6 protein-coding genes and 1 pseudogene are annotated in these 19,266 nt (G+C 69.6%); 4 read left to right on the top strand and 3 right to left on the bottom strand.

Annotated elements, in window-relative coordinates; genetic code table 11:
- The first annotated feature begins 149 nt into the window (after positions 1 to 149).
- From DMH01_RS17135 to DMH01_RS17120, 4 genes are all read left to right on the top strand, one after another.
- Complete coding sequence (locus DMH01_RS17135; RefSeq protein ID WP_125677908.1) at positions 150 to 1,427, top strand: cytochrome P450; 1,278 nt, start codon at positions 150 to 152, stop codon at positions 1,425 to 1,427.
- Entirely contained in the window at positions 1,427 to 7,903 is a 6,477-nt protein-coding gene (locus tag DMH01_RS17130) for a type I polyketide synthase (RefSeq protein WP_125677906.1), read from the top strand. The genes DMH01_RS17135 and DMH01_RS17130 overlap by 1 nt, the downstream gene beginning before the upstream one ends.
- Before the next feature lie 41 nt (positions 7,904 to 7,944).
- A complete protein-coding gene (locus DMH01_RS17125) occupies positions 7,945 to 11,862 on the top strand; it encodes a type I polyketide synthase (protein WP_125677904.1) in 3,918 nt (1,305 codons plus the stop codon).
- 85 nt (positions 11,863 to 11,947) lie between these two features.
- Positions 11,948 to 13,660 (top strand): sodium:proton antiporter, encoded by a 1,713-nt coding sequence (locus DMH01_RS17120; protein WP_125677902.1) that lies wholly within the window; start codon positions 11,948 to 11,950, stop codon positions 13,658 to 13,660.
- Between the two features lie 51 nt (positions 13,661 to 13,711).
- On the opposite strand, the gene DMH01_RS17115 is transcribed toward DMH01_RS17120, so the two are convergent.
- The 3 genes and pseudogenes from DMH01_RS17115 to DMH01_RS17100 form a co-directional block, all read right to left on the bottom strand.
- Positions 13,712 to 17,833 carry a WD40 repeat domain-containing protein gene (locus DMH01_RS17115; protein ID WP_125677900.1) on the bottom strand — a complete coding sequence of 1,374 codons (4,122 nt, stop codon included), beginning with the start codon at positions 17,831 to 17,833 and terminating at the stop codon, positions 13,712 to 13,714.
- A gap of 356 nt (positions 17,834 to 18,189) precedes the next feature.
- On the bottom strand, positions 18,190 to 18,564 hold the full coding sequence (locus DMH01_RS17105; RefSeq protein ID WP_125677898.1) for a hypothetical protein: 375 nt from the start codon (positions 18,562 to 18,564) through the stop codon (positions 18,190 to 18,192).
- Positions 18,565 to 18,928: 364 nt separating this feature from the next.
- A pseudogene (locus tag DMH01_RS17100) lies at positions 18,929 to 19,261 on the bottom strand (lysine 2,3-aminomutase); the annotation flags it as partial.
- Positions 19,262 to 19,266: the final 5 nt, after the last annotated feature.

Below are 19,266 nucleotides of genomic sequence, written 5' to 3'. Positions count from 1 at the left end.
GCGAGCCAGGTCGCCGAGTGCATCGGGCACATCGGAAGAACAGATGTATTACCAGGTCATGAGCATGAGAGCGGAGCAAACACGGAGGTGTGCGGCCGGCGGCGCGGCGGGCAGAGTGGCGTCCATCGACTCGACCACGGGGGCTGAGAATGACTTCGCTCGACGAACGCGAACGGGTGGCGGAACCGGGGAATCCGCTCCACGTCCTGCTCGACCCCGCCATGCGGATCGACCCGCATCCGACCCTGGCCAGGCTGCGGGCCGCGAGTCCGCTCGTCACGCCGGACGGCACGGTGGTCGTCGGGGACTACGCGAGTTGTCTCGACGTGATGCGGAATCCGGCGATGGGCAACGACACCCTCGACTCGCCCGGCCTGCGTGGGCTGGTGCCGAACAGCGGCGCGAAACAGGTTCTCGACTCGATCTTCTTCATGGACGGCGGCGACCACGGCAGGCAGCGGCGGCTGATCTCCAAGGCCTTCACCCCGAGGATCACCGCGCGCTATCGCCCGTGGATCGAGAACATCGTCGACGAATTGTTCGCGGAAATCGCCGGTGCGGACGAATTCGACGCGGTCGGTGAATTCGCCAATCTGCTGTCCATCCGGATCATCTGTGAGCTGCTCGACGTCCCGATGTCCGATGTGGACATTCTCAAGGAGTGGTCGGACGACCTCGCGCTCGCGACCGAACTCCCGACGCTGGTCGCCGGGTTCCGGCGGCTGGGCCTGCTGTCACCGGAGGAACTGGCCGTGGTCGACCGCACGTGCGCGTCGATGCACGCCTACTTCGCCGACCTGATCTTCAAACGCCGCCGCGCTCCCGGCGAGGACCTCGTGTCCAGCCTCATCCGCACGGAGGATCGCGGGCAGACCCTCGCCCGGCACGAGGTGACGAACGTGCTCGTCACGTTGTTCGCCGCGGCGCACGAGTCGGTCACGAACCTGATCACGAACGGGATCCTCGCCCTGCACCGCAACCGCGACCAGCTGGCGCTGCTGCGGGCCGACCCGTCGCTGGCCGCGCCGATGGCCGACGAGGTGCTCCGCTACGACGCTCCCGTTCAGCTGACCGCCAGGGTCGCGCTGAGCCCGACCACGGTCGCCGGACTCGACGTCGACGCCGGAACCGTGGTGATCCTCCTGCTCGCCGCCGCCAACCGGGACGAGGCCGAGTTCGCCGAGGCGGACCGGTTCCTGATCTCCCGTACCACCAAGCGTATGCAACTGGCCTTCGGCGCCGGCCCGCATTTCTGCATCGGTTCCAGTCTCACCAAGCTCGAAGCCGAGCTCGCCTTCCGTGCCGTCGCCGAACGGTTCGCCGATTTCGAGGTCGACGAGGGTTCGCTGGAGTACCGCCGCCACGTGGTCGTCCGCGGCCTGCGGAAGATGACCGTCCGCGTCTCGCGCCGAAACCTGGAGCTTTGATGTCTACAGAGGACAAGACCCGCCAGTACCTGAAGAAGGTCACGGCCGAACTGCGGCGTACCCAGGACAGGCTTCGCGAGGTGGAGGGCCGGGCGCACGAGCCCATCGCCGTGGTCGGGATGGGTTGCCGCCTTCCCGGTGGTATCGACTCCCCGTCCGGGTTGTGGGAACTCGTCCGGGACGGGGGTGACGCGATCACGCCGTTCCCGGACGATCGTCACTGGGATCTCGAGGAGCTCTACGACCCGGATCCGGACGCGGGAAGATCGGGCCGCTCCTATGTCCGCGAAGGCGGTTTCCTGCACGACGCGGCGCTCTTCGACGCCGGCTTCTTCGGTATTTCCCCTCGTGAAGCGCTCGTGATGGATCCCCAGCAGAGGGTGCTGCTGGAAGTCGCGTGGGCGACCTTTGAGTCCGCCGGGATCGACCCGGACGAGCTGCGCGGCAGCCGGACCGGTGTCTACGTCGGCTCCACCGGTAACGACTACGAGCTGGTGTGGAAGGGCTCGAAGGAGTACTCCCCGCACGGCATCACCGGCAACAGTTCGAGTGTCATCTCGGGCCGGATCTCCTACTGCTTCGGGCTGGAAGGCCCCGCGGTGACCGTCGACACCGCCTGTTCCTCCTCGCTGGTGGCGATTCACGAAGCGATTCGCGCGCTGCGTGAGGGTGCGTGCGGGATGGCGCTGGCGGGCGGGATCACCGTGATGGCCACGCCGGACACCTTCACCGAGTTCTGCGGACAGGGCGTGACCTCGATCGACGCCAGGTGCAAATCCTTCGCCGACGGGGCGGACGGGGCGATCTGGGCCGAAGGCGCCGGTCTCCTCCTGCTCGAACGGCTGTCCGACGCCCGTCGTGCCGGGCATCCGGTGCTGGCACTGCTGCGGGGTTCCGCGGTGAACCAGGACGGGACGAGCAATGGTCTCTCGGCCCCCAGCGGACCCGCGCAGCAGCGGGTGATCCGGGCCGCGCTCGCCGACGCCGGACTGTCCGCGCAGGACGTCGACGTGGTGGACGCGCACGGCACCGGCACCACCTTGGGTGATCCGATCGAGGCCAACGCGCTGATCGCGACCTACGGCAAGGACCGGTCTCCGGACCGCCCGCTGCGGCTCGGTTCGCTGAAGTCGAACATCGGGCACACCCAGGGCGCGGCGGGGGTCGCCGGTGCGATCAAGCTGATCATGGCCATGCGGCACGGTGAACTGCCCAAGACCCTGCACGTGGACGCTCCCTCGTCCAAAGTGGACTGGACGAAGGGTGCGGTCGAGCTCCTCACCGAAGCGACCCCGTGGCCTGAGACGACGTCACCGCGGCGAGGTGGCGTGTCGTCCTTCGGTATCAGCGGCACCAACGCCCATCTGCTGATCGAGGAAGCACCCGCCCAGGAGGTGCCTCAGGCTGCGGCGACCGGGTCGCTTCCGGTGCTGCCGTGGGTGATCTCCGCCAAGACCGGGGCGGCCCTGCGCGGCCAGGCGGCCCGGCTGGCGTCCTTCGCCGAAGACCACGCTCCCGCCGACGTCGCGGGCGCGCTGGCCGGCACACGGGTCGGATTCCGGCATCGCGCGGTGGCGTTCGGCAGGACCGCCGAAGATTTCGCCACGGCGCTGAAGGCCTACGCGGACGGCGCGGCGACCGGCGCCGTCGTCGAAGACGTGACCGGCAACGGTTCGCTCGCCTTCGTGTTCACCGGTCAGGGCGCGCAGCGGCCGGGGATGGGACGCCGGCTCGCGGCCGAGTATCCCGCGTTCGCCGCCGCGCTCGACGCCGTCTGCGCCGAACTCGACCAGCATCTGCCCGGGCCACTGCGCGAGATCATGTTCGCCGAAACCGGCTCGGCGGAAGCGGAACTGCTGTACCGCACCGAATTCACCCAGCCCGCGTTGTTCGCCTTCGAAGTCGCCCTGTTCCGGCTCGTCGAGTCGTGGGGAGTGCGCCCGGATCACCTGCTCGGGCATTCGGTGGGGGAGATCGCCGCCGCGCACGTCGCCGGTGTCTGGTCACTGCCCGACGCGTGCCGGGTGATCGCCGCCAGAGGACGTCTGATGCAGGCGTTGCCCGAGGGTGGGGCGATGGTCTCGGTGGAGGCGACCGAGTCGGAGGTGCTGCCCGAGCTGGCCGGTCTCGAGGACCGGGTTTCGATCGCGGCGATCAATACCGCGGAGTCCGTGGTGCTGTCCGGGGACGAGGACGCGCTGGCCGGTCTCGAACGACTCTGGGAACACCGCGGTCGCCGATCCAAGCGGCTTCGCGTCAGCCATGCCTTCCATTCGCCGCTCATGGAGCCGATGCTCGCCGAATTCGAAGCCCTGCTCGGTGAACTCGTGTACCACCCGCCGTCCATCCCGATCGTGTCCGACGTGACCGGGGAACCGGCGACGGCCGAACTGCTGCGTTCGCCCCGGTACTGGGTCGAGCACGCGAGGGCGGCGGTCCGGTTCCACGATGGCCTTGCCACGTTGCGGGAAGCGAAGATCACCACCCTGCTGGAACTCGGCCCGGCCGCGGTGCTTTCCGCGATGGTGCCCGCCGACGGTGAACCCGGAATGATCGCGATCCCGGCCGTGCGCACCGACCGGGACGAGGCCGAATCCGTCCTGCGCGCGGTGGGCGCACTGCACGCCCGAGGCGTATCGGTGGACTGGACAGCGATCCTCGCCCCCGTCGCACCTTCGCCCGTCGAACTGCCGACCTACGCCTTCCAGCGCGAGCACTACTGGATCGCGCCGGAGGCGGACACCGCCGACGTCCAGGCGGCGGGCCTGCTCCCGTCGGGACATCCGCTGCTGGGCGCCGCCCTCACCCTCGCCGACGGCGGCGGAGTCGTGCTCACCGGCCGGATCTCGTTGCGGGCACAGCCCTGGCTGGCCGGGCACCGCGCCCACGACACCGTGATCCTGCCGGGTACGGCGTTCGTGGAACTCGCGCTGTCGGCCGGCGAACAGGTCGGCTGCGACGTGCTCGAAGAACTCACGATGGAGACCCCGCTGACCCTGCCGGACGAAGGCGGGGTGCGGATCCAGGTGCTGGTCGGTGAGCCGCTGGATTCCGGTAGCCGTCCGGTCCGGGTGTTCTCCCGGCCCGACGGCGCCGATATCGGAGGCTGGCGGTCCCATGCCACCGGGTTGCTGGGCGCCCGCACCGCGCCCGACAGCGACGGGCTGACCGAATGGCCTCCTGCCGGTGCGGAGCCGATTCCGTTCGACGGCAGCTATTACGACGACCCGGAGGTCGTCCTGGCGTTCGGGTACGAAGGGGTGTTCCGCGGCCTTCGCAAGGTCTGGTTGCGCGGAGACGCGGAGCTGTTCGCGGAGATCGAACTGCCCGGAGACCGGTCGCTGACCGACGGCTACGGTCTGCATCCGGCGTTGCTCGACGCCGCGCTCCAGGCCGTCGGGCTCGGCCCGTTCCTGGATTCGATCAACCAAGGCTCCGGCAGCATGCCGTTCGCCTGGTCCGGGCTGACCCTGCACGCGGCGGGCGCGTCGATGCTCCGGGTGCGCGTCACCGGCGCCGACGGGCACGTGGCGCTGACCCTCGCCGACGGTGCGGGCGCACCGGTGGCCTCGATCGAAAACCTCGCGTGGCGGCCGGTCGCCGAACGGTCGGCCCTCGGCGCCCCGGATGTCGACGACTCCCTGTACGGGCTGGACTGGGTGCCCGCCCGCGGACCGGCTGCGGCGGGCGTCGGCGGACACGTCCTGCTCGATTCGGGATCCGCCGGGCTCTCCACGCTGATCGCCGCGGGCGGGCCGGTCCCCGAGACCGTGGTAGTCCCGGTGTCCACAAAGGACGATTCGGTGGTGCCGTCGGCACGGGCGGCGCTGGCCGAGGTCGCCGAAGTCCTGCGCGTCTGGCTCGCCGCGGAACGGTTCGCGGACGCGAAACTGGTGCTTTCCACTCGCGGGGCCGTCGCCGCGGTGGCCGGGGACCGGATCGACCTGACGGTCGCCGGTGTCTGGGGAGTGGCGCGGTCGGCCCAAGCGGAACATCCCGGCCGGATCGTGCTGCTCGACACCGACGGACCGGTGGCCGGCGCGATCCCGGCCGCGCTCGCGACCGGTGAGGCACAGATCGCCGTCCGGGCCGGGACGGCGCTGATCCCGCGGTTGCATCCGGTCGCGGCGGACGGGCTCCTGCCGGTCCCGGCCGAACCGGCTTGGCGCCTCGACAGCACCGGGCACGGCACGCTCGACAACCTGGCCCTCCTGCCTTGTCCGGAGGTGCTCGGCCCACTCGGGCCGCTCGACGTCCGGGTCGAGATCCGGGCAGCGGGGGTCAACTTCCGCGACGTCTTGGTCGCACTCGGCATGTACCCCGGGAAGGCGGTACCGGGAGCGGAAGCCGCCGGGGTGGTCCTGGAAACGGGCGACGGCGTGTCCGATCTCAGTCCCGGTGACGCCGTGTTCGGCGTGTTCACCGGTGCGATGGGTCCGGTGGCGGTCACCGATCACCGGCTGCTCGCACCGATTCCCCCGGACTGGTCGTACGAAGCCGCGGCTTCCGTCCCGATCACGTTCCTCACCGCGTACTACGGCCTCACCGATCTCGCCGGACTCCGGCGGGGCGAGTCCGTGCTGATCCACTCCGGCGCGGGCGGTGTCGGCATCGCGGCGATCCAGCTCGCGAAGCATCTCGGGGCGGAGGTGTTCGCCACGGCCAGCGAAGGCAAGTGGGACACGCTCCGGGGGCTCGGGCTGGACGACGCGCACATCGCTTCCTCGCGGACGGTCGACTTCGAAACCCGGTTCCGGGAGACGACCGGCGGCCGCGGCGTCGACGTGGTGCTGAATTCGCTGACCGGCGAGTTCCTGGAGGCCTCGTTGCGCCTGCTCGCTCCGGGAGGACGGTTCCTGGAGATCGGCAAGGCCGACGTCCGCGATCCCGAAGCGGTGGCCACGGCCCATCCCGGCGTCCGCTACCACTCGTACGACCTCGTCGCGTCCGCCGGCGAAGACCGGGTCCGCGAGATGCTGACCGAGGTCTCCGTGCTGTTCGGCCACGGCGTCCTCACCACGCCGCCGCGCCGCGACTACGACCTCCGGCGCGCGGGAGAGGCGCTCCGGCACGTCAGCCAGGCGAAGCACGTCGGCAAGGTGGTCCTCACCGTTCCCCGGAAACCCGAGTCTGACGGAACTATCCTGATCACCGGCGGTACGGGCTGGCTCGGCGGCCTGATCGCCGAGCACCTCGCCCGCCGGGGCGCGCGGCACCTGATGCTGCTCAGCCGTCGCGGTGACGACACCCCCGGTGTCGGCGATCTGATCGACAAGCTGTCCGGTCTCGGCGCCGAGGTCACGGTCGTCAAGGGTGACGTCGCGGACCGCGGTGACGTCGAAGCCGCGCTGGCCGCCGCGGCACCGGAACACCCGCTGACCGCGGTCGTGCACGCGGCCGGGGTGCTCGCGGACGGCGTCGTCGCCACGCTGACCGAAGAGCAACTCGACGCCACCCTCCGGCCGAAACTCGACGGGACCTGGCATCTGCACGAACTCACCAAGGACCTCGACCTCGCCGCTTTCGTCTGCTTCTCGTCCGCGGCGGGCATCTTCGGGGCCGCGGGGCAGGGCGCCTACGCCGCCGCGAACTCCTTCGCCGACGCGTTGATGAAGTGGCGGCGCGACGCCGGACTGCCCGGCACGTCGCTCGCGTGGGGGCTCTGGGCGCCAGGCGACGAGTCCGCCGAGCGCGGCGGGATGGCCGGCGGCCTCAGCGCCGCGGACTGGGCCCGGATGGGGCGAACCGGTGTCCGCGGGCTGACCGCGACGCAGGGCCTCGCCCTCTGGGACGCCGCGCAGGAGTCCGACCGGGCGCTGCTCGCCCCGCTCGGTCTCGACCTCGGCACGATCTCCGGGCTGGGCGAAGGCATCCCGCCGTTGCTTCGGGACATCGTGCGCGGCTCCGCCCGGCGGGTGGCGGCCGGTCGCCGTCAGGACACGCCCACCGAAGCGCCGGACGCGCTCATGCGGAGACTGGGTTCGTTGCCGGAGGCCCAGCGCGAACGACAGCTGGTGTCGCTCGTGCGAAGTCACCTGGCGGCCGTCCTCGGCTACGCGTCGGGTGACGAGGTGCCCACCGAAACCCCCTTCCGTGAACTGGGTTTCGACTCCCTGACCTCGGTCGAGCTCCGCAACCGGCTCACCGCGGCCACGGGCCTCAGGCTGCCGCCGACCCTCGTTTTCGACCACCCGACGGCGAACGCCCTGGCCGGGTACCTCGGCACGGAGATCGCCGATTCCGGTGCTCCCGCCGCTCCGGCGCCTTCGCCCGCATTGGCTCAGTTGACCGCCCTCGAACGGACGGTCGCCGAACTGGACGAGGACGCCGAAGTGCGCGCGACGCTGGAGGCTCGTGTGCGAGCCCTGCTGACGCAGCTGGAAGGCGACAGTTCCGACGACGCGGAGGACACGTTGCGGTCCGCCTCCGTCGACGAGCTCTACGACTTCGTCGACCGGGAGTTCGGCCGTGCGTGAACCTGCCGTGCCAGTGACGACGAAACCGTGGGGGCCCAGCCATGTCCGATGACCCGAAGCTCGTCGAGTACTTCAAGCGGGTGACGGCGGAGCTGTACGAGACCAAGAAGCGGTTGAACCGCCTCGAAAACGCCGACGCCGACCCGGTGGTGATCGTGGGCGCCGGCTGCCGGTTCCCGGGCGGCGTCGAATCGGTCGACCAGCTGTGGGACGTATTCGTCCAGGGGCGGGACCTGATCTCGGAGTTCCCCGACGAGCGGGGCTGGAACCTGGCGGAGATCTACGATCCCGACCCCGAGGCACCGGGTAAGTCGTATGTCCGCCATGGCGGTTTCATCGAATCGGCGACGGAGTTCGACGCGGGATTCTTCGGTGTCTCGCCGCGGGAAGCGCTGGTGATGGACCCGCAGCACCGGCTGCTGCTGGAGGTCTCCTGGCACGCGCTCGAGTCCGCCGGGGTCGACCCGGCCCGCCTCCGCGGCAGCCGGACCGGGGTGTTCACCGGGCTGGTCGGCGGCGACTACGCCTCCCGGGTGGAGGAGGTGCCGGTCGACCTGGTCGGGCAGGTCTCGATCGCCAACGCGGCCAGCGTCGCCTCCGGGCGGGTGTCGTACCTCTTCGGGTTCGAAGGCCCGGCGATCACGCTGGACACGGCGTGTTCGTCCTCGCTCGTCGCGATGCACCTGGCCGCCCGATCGCTGCGGAACGGCGAATGCGACCTCGCGCTCGCCGGTGGCGCGACCCTCATCCCCAGCCCCATCCGGTTCATCGAGTTCTCCCAGCAGCGCGGCCTCGCGCCGGACGGCCGGTGCAAACCCTTCGCCGCAGCCGCGGACGGCACCGCCTGGGCGGAAGGCGCCGGGATCGTCGTCCTGGAGAAGCTCTCCGACGCGCGACGCAACGGGCACCGGGTGCTCGCCGTGCTCAAGGGGTCGGCGGTCAACCAGGACGGGGCCTCCAACGGTCTCACCGCGCCCAGCGGGCGGGCGCAGCAGCGGGTGATCACCGACGCGCTCGCCGACGCCAAACTGTCCACACAGGACATCGACGTGGTCGAAGCCCACGGCACGGGCACGAAACTGGGCGATCCGATCGAGGCGCAGGCGCTGCAGGCCACCTACGGGAAGGGTCGGGCCGAGCCGGTGCTCGTCGGTTCGGCCAAGGCCAACGTGGGGCACACCCAGGCCGCCGCCGGGATCGCCGGGGTGCTGAAGATGCTCATGGCGATGCGCCACGGACTCGTGCCCCTGACGCCGCATCTCGACCGGCCGACGCCGCACGTCGACTGGGACGGCGGCGGGATCGGCCTGACCACCGAAACCGTTCCCTGGCCGGAGACCGGCCGCCCCCGCCGCGCCGCCGTGTCCTCGTTCGGGATGAGCGGAACGAACGCGCACCTCGTCCTCGAGCAGGGCGAGCCACCGGCGGAGGCCGAAGCCGGCACCCCGCTGCCGCTGCTGCCGTGGGCGATTTCCGCGGCCACGGCGGCCGGCGTGGCGGCCCAGGCGCAGAAGCTGCTCGACGAACTCGGTGACGCCGACCCGGCCGACATCGCGTATTCGCTCGCCACGACACGAACCCACCACCGACACCGCGCCGTGGTGCTGGGCGCCGATCGCGAGGAACTCGTCTCCGGCCTTTCCGCGCTCGCCTCCGGGGAACCGTCGCCGTTCGTGGTCGAAGGCACCGCGATCCCGGACGCCGGTGCGGTGTTCATCTGCCCGGGGCAGGGCGCGCAATGGCAGGGAATGGCGGTGGACCTGCTGGACACGTCGCCCGTGTTCGCCGAGCAGATCGTCGAGTGCGAGAAGGCGTTGACCCCGTTCGTCGACTGGTCCCTGGTCGACGTCCTGCGCCGGACCGAGGGCTCACCTTCGCTCGAACGCGTCGACGTGGTCCAGCCCGTGCTGGCCGCCGTGATGATCTCGCTCGCGCGGCTCTGGCGGCATCACGGGGTGGAGCCGGCCGCCGTCGCCGGTCACTCGCAGGGCGAGATCCCGGCGGCCTGGATCGCCGGTGGACTGAGCCTTTCCGACGCCATGCGGGTGGCCGCACTGCGCAGCCGTGCGCTTACGGCGCTGTCGGGAACCGGCGGGATGATCTCGGTCGCCCTCGGCGCCGAGGCGACGGCCGAACTCCTCGACGGCGTGGCTGGTGACCTCACCGTCGCCGCGGTCAACGGCGCACTGTCCACAGTGGTCTCCGGTATCCCGGCCGCGCTGACGGAACTGCTCGACGAATGCGGGAAGCGAGGCCTGCGGGCGCGCCGCGTCCCGGTCGACTACGCGTCACATTCGGCCCACGTCGAACGGATCCGGGACACCGTCCTGCGCGAGCTGGCGCCGCTGGTGCCCGCCGACCCGGTACTGCCGTTCGTTTCCGGCCGGACCGGCCGGTGGCTCGACGGCGAACCGCTGGACGCCGGGTACTGGTACCGCGGCCTGCGGGAAACGGTCCGGTTCGACGAGGTGACCAGCACGCTGCTGCGCGACGGTCACCGCGTGCTGCTCGAGGTGAGCCCGCATCCGGTGCTGGCCGGCGCGATGCGCGAGACCCTGGACGCGAGTGGTGCGACCGCCTCCGTGCTCGGGACGCTGCATCGGGGCGAAGGCGGCCCGGACCGGTTCCTGCGCGCCCTCGCCGAAGCCCACGTCGCCGGGGTCGAAGTGGACTGGCAGGTCGTTTTCGAAGGCAGCGGGGCACGCCGGGTGGATCTTCCGCCCTACCGGTTCCAACGCGACCGGTACTGGCTCGACCCGATCCTGCCGGAATTCGGCGACGGCGGAACGGCGGGGGAGGAGCACGCAGGGCCGGACACCGACCTGGCCGCCCTGTCGCCGGCAGAGCGGCGGGAACGGCTGGTCCGGCTGGTCCGTGGACACGTCGCCGCGGTGCTGAAGTACCCGCGAGGGCGTGAAGTCCCGCTGGACGACACCTTCCGCGACCTCGGCTTCGAATCACTCACCGCCGTGGAACTGCGCAACCGGATCGCGGGTGCGACCGGCGTCGACCTCCAGCTGACCGACGTGCTCAACTATCCGACGGTCGAGGAGCTGGCGGAATTCCTGTCGGACGAGGTACCCGAGAACGGATCCGGCGGGGCCACGACGGACGAGTCCGATTCGGACAGCCTGGTCTCGCTGTACCTGCGGGGTGTCGAGCAGGGACGACCGCACGACGCGATGGGCCTGGCCAGGATGGCCGGACTGTTGAGGGCGTCCTTCGACGACTCGACGGACGCGGCTTCCTTGGTGGGGATCTCGCGGCTTTCCGTCGGTTCGGGCGGTCCAGCGCTGGTCTGCGCGGTGCCGCCGGTCTCGCCGATCACCGACGCCGCGTATTCGTTCATCGCGCCCGCGATGCAGCGGCCCCGTGACCTGTGGACGATGTGGCCGCCGGGGTTCACCGACGGCCAGCCGTTGCCACCGGACCTGCCCAGCCTGTTCGAAGCCCAGCGCCGCGCCCTCGACGAGCACGTGGGCACCGGACCGCTGGTGCTCGTCGGCTACTCCGCGGGCGGCTGGGTCGCCCGCGCGTTCGCCGAGTACCTGGAGGAACGGAACCGCCCCGCGGACGCCGTCGTGCTGGTGGACATCTACCTGCCCGCTTCGGACCGCAACGAGGTACGCGGGCGCTTCATGCAGGAACAGGCCGGACGACAGGAACTGTTCGCCGGCGGGAAAACGGGTTCGATGGCGAGCCAGCTCGGCGCGATGGGCCGGTACGTCACGCTCTTCGACACCTGGGAGCCGGTCCCGATCCGCACGCCGACCCTGCATCTGCGGGCCGCGGAGTCCCTACCCGGGTTGCCGTCCTTCACCGCGGACGAACAGTTCCCGACCGCGCTCTGCGCACGGACCGTCGACCTGCCGGGCAACCACTACACGCTGCTCACCGAACACGCGGAGGCGGCCGCGACCGCGTTGCACGACTGGCTGACCGAGCTCTTCGGGAACTGAGGCTCCGACTTGCGGGTCCGGCGCCGTCGTGTCACGAATGGACACGTTCGGAGTGCCGCGAACGGCGAGAGGACTCGTGCAGCCTGTGAACCTGACTCTTGTCGCCGTGCTCGGCGTCGTCATCATCGTGCTGGTGGCCGCGTTCTCGGAACGGCTGAACCTGGCCGCTCCACTGAGCCTCGTGGTGGCCGGTATCGGGCTGAGCTTTCTGCCGGGCGTCCCACATCCGGAGATCGAACCCGAGCTGATCCTCGCCGGGGTGCTCCCTCCGCTGCTGTATTCGGCGGCGGTGAACATGCCGATGGTCGACTTCCGGCGGAACATCCGGCCGATCACCGGCCTGGCGGTCCTGCTCGTGGTGGGGACGACCCTCGGTGCGGGCTGGCTGTTCCACTGGCTGGTGCCGGGGATCGGGTGGCCTGCCGCGTTCGCGCTCGGCGCGGTCATCAGCCCCACCGACGCGGTCGCGGCGACGTCCGTGGGACGGCGGCTCGGTCTGCCACCGCGGCTGCTGACCGTCCTCGAAGGCGAAGGTCTGGTCAACGACGCCTCGGCGCTGGTGCTGTTGCGGTCCGCCGTCGCCGCGGTCGCCGGGTCGGTGTCCGTCTGGGGCGTCGTGGGCGAGTTCGCCTTCTCGGTCGTCGTGGCGGTCGGGATCGGGATCCTGGTCGGGATCGTCAACGTCCGGGTGCGCGCCCTGCTGGGCAACGCCGTGCTCAACACCGCCATCTCGTTCGTGGTCCCGTTCATCGCCTTCCTGCCCGCGGAAGAGGCCGGCGCCTCGGGCGTGCTCGCCGTCGTCGTCGCCGGCCTGGTGACCGGTCATCTCGCCCCACGGCACCTGCGCGCGACGGACCGCCTCGCCGAGACCGTCAACTGGCGCACCGCGGCGTTCCTGCTGGAGAGCGGGATGTTCCTGCTCATGGGACTCAGCGTGAAAACCCTCATCGACGAGGCGCACGAGGACGGTTCGAGCGTCTGGCGCGCGCTCGCCATCGGCCTTGCCGCGTCGGCGCTCGTCATCGTCGCGCGCGTCATCTTCGTCGGACCGCTGGTCGCCGGCCTGTACCGCGAGCAGCGAAAAGCCGCGCGATTCAAACCGCGGCTGGAAACGACACAGGCGGTACTGCGGGGCGACGAGTCGAACCCCGCCGTCACCGAACGACTGGACAAAGCGTCACCGAGACGGGTGGCACATTTCCGGAAACGGCTCGACCGCGCCGCCGCCGACGTCGAGTTCCGGCTCACCGAGACCCTGGGCTGGCGCGGCGGTGTGGTGCTCGGCTGGGCCGGGATGCGCGGCGCGATCACCCTCGCGGCGGCGCAGACCCTCCCGCAGGACACCCCGGACCGCGCCCTGCTGGTCCTGATCGCCTATGTGGTGGCGACCACGACGCTGCTCGTCCAAGGAATGACCCTCCCGGCGGTCATCCGCGCGGCGCGTGTGCCCGCGGAGGATCCGGACCGGGCGCGCCAGGAGTACATCCGGCTCAAGACCGAACTCGCCGACGCGGCGAAGTCCGTTTTGGACGATCCCGGCAACGAGCCGTTCAGCCAGGCGGTCCTGGACCGGGTGCGCTCGGACATACGTGTCCCGGATCGTCCCGCCCCGGAACAGGTCGAAGACGTGCACCACTACCTGCGGCTGCGCTTACGTGTCCTCACCGAACAGTCCGAACGCCTTCAGCGAGCCCGGTCGAGCGGCGGATACAGCTCGGAGACGTTGAGCCGGGCGCAAACCGCCCTCGACGTGGAGATGGCCCGCCTCGAGCAGCTGGCGGACAAACCGGCATCGTGACCATCGTTGACCTGCGCAATCCCGTGACGCACGCGGGATCCCAACCCCATCTCAAGAACACGGAGGACTGTACGGCAGCTCAGCCGACACGAACTCGTCCCACATCTCGCGAGTGAGGGAGTTCCCCGTGATGGCGCAGATCCTGTGCATGGCTTGGGGCACGGTCAGATCCCACAGCCGCACGGTGTGGTCATGGCTGCCGGTGGCGAGGGTGGCGCCATCGGGGCTGAACGCCACCGTGTTGACGTCGGCCTGGTGGCCGGTGAGCGGCTGACCCGACTGCGTCCGGTCGGCAGTCCGCCAGAGCCGCACGGTGTTGTCGCCGCTGCTGCTGGCCACCGTGTGCCCATCTGGGCTGAACGCCACCCCCGAGACGGGGTTGGTGTGGCCGGCAAGGGGTTCGCCGAGCGGTGTGGCGTGAGCAGGATCGGTGACGTCCCACAGCCGCAACTGCTCGTCGTCGCTGCCGCTGGCCAATGTCCGCCCATCCGGGCTGAACGCGACCTGGCGTATATCGTCCTGGTGCCCTTTGAGGGGGCCGGCCAGCAACGTGGGCTTGGCCGGATCGGAAATGTTCCACAGCCACACCGCGACGTCGCTGTATTCGGTGCCCGTCGCCAGAGTTCTTCCGTCCGGGCTGAACGCCACCGCCAAGGCGTTGGCGTCCGGTCCGATCACGATCTGGGCCAGCAGCACGGGTTTGGCCGGGTCGGTGACGTTCCACAGCCGCGCGGTGTTCTCGTCCTTCACATCGCCGCCAGTGACCAGGATGCGGCCATCCGGGCTGAACGCCAGCGAACGGACCGCGTCGGCGTGCCCGGTGATCGGCGCGCCGATGGGCGCCGGGCGGGTCGGATCGGTGACGTTCCACAGTCGCACGGTCTGGTCGCCGCCGCCGGTGGCCAGCACGCGGCCGTCCGGACTGAACGCCAAGGCCTTGATGTCGTCTTGGTGGCCGGTGAGCGGCCGGCCCAGCTGCCGCCGATCGGCCGGCGTCCACAACCGGACGGTCCGGTCGCCGCCGCCGGTGGCCAGGATGCGGCCGTCAGGGCTGAACGCCACCGCGTTGACTTCCCCCGTATGTCCAGTTAGGACAGTGTCGGGTATGTTCCACAGCCTTACCGCCCGGTCGCCACTGGCGGTGGCCAGGACGCGGCCATCCGGGCTGAACGCCATCGAACGGACCGCGTCGGCGTGCCCGGTGATCGGCGCGCCGATGCGCGTGGGGCGGGCCGGATCGGTGACGTTCCACAGCCGCACGGTGTGGTCATCGCCGCCGGTGGCCAGCGTCCGCCCGTCTGGCCCGAACGCCAATGTCCGGATTGCGCTGGCATGCCCCGTGATCGGCCGGCCCAGCGCCACCGGACGAGCCGGGTCGGCAACGCCCCACAGCCGTACTGTCCGGTCGTTGCTCGCACTGGCCAGCGTCCGTCCATCGGGACTGAACGCCACCGAATGGACGGCCCCGGTGTGTCCGGTCAACGGTGGCCCGAAGGGTTTGGCTCGGTCCGGCGCGGCGATGTCCCACAGCCGCACGGTGTAGTCATCGCCGCCGGTGGCCAGCGTCCGGCCATCAGGACTGAACGCCACGGAGTGGATGGTGTCGGTGTGCATGACCATCGGTGGGCCGAGTGCCGTGGGCTGAGCGAGGTCGGTGACGTTCCACAGCCGTACGGTCCGATCCTCGCCCGCGCCGGCCAACGTCCGCCCGTCAGGACTGAACGCCAACGACCGGATCGTCTTGGTGTGCCCCGTGATCGGCAGGCCGAACGCCTCAGGGCGGGCGGGGTCGGTGACGTTCCACAGCCGCACTGTGTTGTCTGCGCCGCCAGTGCCCAGAGTGCGTCCGTCCGGGCTGAACGCCAGCGCACGAGTCGCTTCGCCGTGACTGATGGTTTCGTTCAGGAGCACCGGGCGGGCCAGATCAGCGACGTTCCACAATCGCACGAGTCTGTCACCGCTGCCGCTGCCGGTGGCCAGCGTTCGCCCATCGGGACTGAACGCCACCACGCTGACGTCCTTGGCGCCCGAGGGCAACGTGGCGGACAGCGGCGCGTTCGCGTCGACGAGCAAGTGGGTGCGCGTGTCCGGATCGGCCGGGCGCATGCGGTGGGCGACGAGATCGAGCTGGGCCGCCAGCGACACGTCGATGGTCCGTATCCGGTTCGCCTCGGCGGTGACCTTGTTGAAGATCGCGGCGTCACGTTGTTCCTGGGCGATGTCGCGTTGCTGGAAGGCGTAGACAGCGGCACTGGACGCGACAAGGCCGAGAACGGCCAGCATGGTGACCGCGGTCCGGCGAACTCTGGCCCGCCGGCTTTCGTGCCGGATCGACGCGCTGAGGAAGGCCGCTCCGAGCGGCGTGAGGTCGGCGCGGTGCTCACTCCTGGACTGCCACCCCCTTGCGATGGCCAGCCGATCGCCACGATAGAGCGATCCGACCGGTTTCCCTTCTCTCTCCCACTGTTCGGCGGCCTCGATCAACTGCTGCCGGACGACCTGATCGTTGCGGCCCGCCTCGATCCAGGCGCCGAGCTGCGGCCACGCCCGCAGCAACACTTCGTGGGAAAGCTCGACGGCGTTGTCGTCCAGCGTGACCAGACGTTTCTCGATCAGCCAGCCGAGAACCGTCTCAGCGGTCCGCGGTGCTTCGAAACCCTTGACGAGGTCGGCCGGATCCGCGCGCCGCCTGGCAGGCGGCGCGTCGTGCCTGACCACGACCAAGTGCAGGAGGATGTGCCGGAAAATCATGCGCTGCTCGGCCGTGGAACAACGCGCGTAGGCCTCGTCCGCGGTAGCCGCGATCGCGCCTTGGATCCGCCCGGTCCGGTCATAATCCGCCAAGGTCAGCTTGTCGCCCGTGCGCCGCTGCCAGGTGGCGGCCAATGCATGGGCCAGCAGTGGGAGCCCTCCCGCATCCGTCCCGATCTCGTGCAGGAGGACCTCGACCAGACTCGGCTCGACGTCGACCCCGATCTGCCGAGCCGGCCGCTCGATGGCCGCTCGCAACCCGGCCGGAGTCATCGCCTGGAGGTTGAACTGGCTCGCCGGCAGGAACGTCGCGAGCTGATCGTCAGCGAGGCAGTGGTCGTAGAAGTCGCCCCGCACCCCGAGAACCGCGCGCATCGCGATCAGTGCGGCGATGAAACGCCGCCGCTCGGCCTCGCCGGCACACAGGGTGAACACCTCTTCGAACTGGTCCACCACGATGACGGTCCCGTCAGGCACCATGCTTGCCAGCAGGGCAAGATCCGAGCCGACTGCTGAGAGCACGTCGTCCACGCTGCCGTCGATGAGCTGCGCGACCTGCTGCGCCAGTGTCTCGCAGGGCTCCTTTCCCGGCGTGAGCAACAGCCATGGGCGTCCGCTGTCGGCGACCGCGGCTATCACGCCTGCTCGAAGCAGCGACGACTTGCCTGCACCGGACGGTGCGACGACGAAGACCGGCCCGCTGCGGTGATGGATCTTGTCCATCAACACCGACAAGGTCTCCTCGCGGCCGAAGAACCACCGCGCTTGGTCAGGTTGAAACGCCCGTAGCCCCGGATAGGGGCAGACGTCCTCCGGCCACTCCGCCTGGCTGACGTCGGGCGGGTACGGGTCGTCCGGCAGGCAGATCCACCCCACCGTCTCCGTTTCCTTGACCCGGATGCGCTTGGGCCGATAGCAGGTCTCATCGGCAGCGCTGTGCCACACCACTTCACGGAACAGCCAGTCGGAGGTGATCACCGCGAGCACACCGGCCGACCCGGCGAGGGCGTCCTTCAACGGCGCCGCGTCGAGCAACCGGAACGTGTGGTTGATCGCGACGCCGGCCGCGCCGTGCGCGTCGAGCAGAACCTCCCCGGCGTGCACCGCCATCCTCAATCGGATCTGCTCGCCGGTCCTGTGCGCCCGGTTGTGCCTGTTCAACGCTTTCACCAGGCGACCGGGTACCTGCTCGACGAACAGCTGCTTCGGGACATCCGCCGGCACCAGAAGAAGCACACCGTCACCCCGGTCTTCGCGATGGCAGGCGCTCCAGTGCGAGCCGAGCGCATGAGCCAAGGCCGTGTAGACGCCGGAGCGCACATTCCTTTGTTCCGGGTTCTTCCGGCCGCTGAATCGCTCCACGTCCACAACCAGAACAGTGCGATGCAGCGCATCAGGCGACACGAAACCTCCCCAGATCACGTCACTCAGCCAAAGATGCCGCCATACTCCAGGCAGCCGCACAGAGCCTGACGAGCTTTCACTCGTTCGCGTGAACCGATTGACGTTCAGCTGTCGCCTTGGTCGGCTCCGATAGGACGAGATGGCCAACGCCGAGCCGCGCGAGCGGTTCGGCGACGAGGCTGCCGACTCCGCCGAGGCAGACCATGGCTCCGGTTCAGTCAAGCGCACCCCCACCCGGTGGCACCGCCACTAGAACTCCGGCGGGACAGAGCTGACGAAATTGACCAGCGCTCTTTCGCGGAAGTCGGCGTGCCCGAAATCCGGGCACGCCAACTCGAACCGCAAGAAAACCGGCTTCCGGTTATGTGATCAAATCACGCTGTTCCATATACGCGGCCAGAGCAGCTGCCGTCTTCCTTGTGGCATACCTGGACAGCCACCTTGGTGCCGTCCTTGATCGCGTCGTCGAAATGCCCGCAACCTGCAGCCGCCCCGTTTTCGTCTTCGACCTTGGCGCGAAGCTTTCCATCGACCCACAGCTTGGCGACGATGGTGTCACCATCAAACGCTTCGTCGCAGGCGTAAAGGTGTTCCCCGTGTCCCTTGAACGTGGCGTGCCCATCGTGCATATATGCCCTGATTGTCTCATCCTTTACGGATGACGCCGCCGAGGCCGTCGCCGGAGCGAAAACGGCGATCCCGAGAGCGGCGGCCATTGTGGTCAGGCGTATAGCGGTCTTGCTGATCATACGATTCCTCCAGTTGATCTGGCACCCGAATTGGTCCGGTGCCGTGCAATCGGAGAATATGAGTCTGCCGGGACCGGGACTAGATGTTTTCGGTGGAGCGAAAACCATCAGTTGCGGCGCAGCCGAAGAACAATGGTCACAACGGTAGACGCACCTGTTAGTGATCTCTAACCATGAGGACGGTGTGCCCGCCACGCCGGCCTCGTCGGTCGCGATCACCCTCCCGGGGATCACTCCGGTCAACTTCCGGGCCGGTCGACGTCCGGTCCTGACCGGCACAAACAGCCGGTACGACGGAGGGGGCGTTCAAAGCTCGCACACGAGCCTGAACGCCCCCTCGGGACGTATCTGACGGGCCGGCCGGTCAGTCCGTCCGGGGCTGGTCGCGCCACCAGCGCTGGCCGGCTTCCGGCAGCGTGGAGATCGGGTCGTAGTACGGGTATTTGCGCTGCAAGGCCTCCGGGTCCTCGTGCTCGATCCCGGTACGGTAGTTCTTGGTCCAGTAGGAGATGCCGAGCTCACGGTCGTACTCGGCGAGCTGGTGGACCCACCGCTTCCCGACGTAGGGCACGTCGCAGACGATCCGCGGAGTGGCGTAGCCGGGCAGGTAGCCCATGATCGCGTGCTGGAGTTCTTGCGCCTCGTGCACGGAGACCCGCCAGTGTTCGGCGTTGGGGATCATGTCGCACAGAGCGAAGTTGG

It is taken from the genome of Amycolatopsis sp. WAC 04182 (assembly GCF_003947465.1).
In the GTDB taxonomy this organism is placed as follows: Bacteria; Actinomycetota; Actinomycetes; order Mycobacteriales; family Pseudonocardiaceae; genus Amycolatopsis.
The sequence above is the reverse complement of the archived record's forward strand: the minus strand, read 5'-3'. Positions and strand labels throughout refer to the sequence as shown.